The following is a 1264-nucleotide window of genomic DNA, read 5'->3' on the forward strand; positions in this document are numbered from 1 at the left end:
ACCGGCCGGAGCTGGTGGCACGGCTGGAACAGATGGCGGCCGGTGCGTCGCCCTGTGCCGGCGTGGCGACCGGCAGGGCGGTGCCGGACGCCGCGCACGGCGTGGTGTGGGTCTTCTCGGGGCACGGGTCGCAGTGGGCGGGCATGTGCCGCGGACTGCTGGACCGTGACCCGGAGTTCACCCGCGTGATCGACACCCTCGAGCCGCTCGTGGCCGAGGAGTCCGGCTTCTCGTTGCGTGAGACCCTGCGCGCCGACGAAGTGGTGACCGGGTTCGACCGGGTGCAGCCGGTGATCTTCGCCGTCCAGCTGGGACTGGCGGCGATGTGGCGGTCCCACGGCGTCGAACCGGCGGCCGTGATCGGCTACTCCATGGGAGAGATCGGCGCCGCGGTGGCGGCGGGGGCGTTGAGCGTCCAGGACGGGGTACGGGTCGTCTGCCGCCGCTCACGCCTCATCCTGCGGACCGCCGGGCAGGGCCTGATGGCGTCGGTAGCCCTGGGACGCGCCGAGGTGGAGCGGCTGCTCGCCGAGCAGCGGGTGGACGGGGTGTCCGTCGCGGTCGTCGCCGCTCCGGAGAACACCGTCATCGGCGGTGACGCGGACCGCGTCCGCCGCCTCGCCGACGAGTGGGACGCGCGCGGCGTGGGCATCCGGGTGATCGAGGTCGACGTGGCCTCGCACACCGCCCACATGGACCCCGTCCTGCCCGACCTCGCCGACGCGCTCGCCGATGTCCACGGCAGTGCGCCGGTGACGTCCTTCTACAGCACCGTCGCCGGCGAACCGCGCGAACGCCCCCTGTTCGACGCCGCCTACTGGTCGGACAACCTCCGCGGGGTGGTACGCCTCGCCGACGCCGTACGGGCCGCCGCCGAGGACGGGCACCGGGTGTTCGTCGAGATCGGGCCCCACCCCACGCTGGCCCACCCGGTCAAGGCCACGCTCGCCGCCCATGCCCACGGCGGCACCGCGGTGGTGCCCTCCCTGCTGCGTGACACCGACGACGCGCTGGCGTTCCACACCCACGTGGCGGCACTGCACTGCGCCGGCCACCCCCTGGACTGGGCCGACCGCTACCGCGCCGGCGCCCTGGCCGACGTTCCGCCGACCACCTGGGAGCGCAAGCGGTACGTCGTCGACGCCTCACCGCTCCGCAGGCCGGCCGGGACGCACACCGCGCCCGCCCCGCACCCGCTCACCGGCCCGCACACCGTGGACCCCGACGGCGAGGGCCGCCACCTGTGGCAGACCCGTGTCGCCCC

General features: G+C 74.9%; 1 protein-coding gene. It reads left to right on the top strand.

The genetic code is table 11. The annotated features are described in order from the left end of the window. The coding region (locus HW445_RS31480; protein ID WP_180224179.1) for an acyltransferase domain-containing protein at positions 1-1264 on the top strand (1264 nt) is incomplete at both ends.

This window comes from Streptomyces sp. UH6 (genome assembly GCF_013421635.1).
Classification (GTDB): Bacteria; Actinomycetota; Actinomycetes; order Streptomycetales; family Streptomycetaceae; genus Streptomyces; species Streptomyces abyssomicinicus.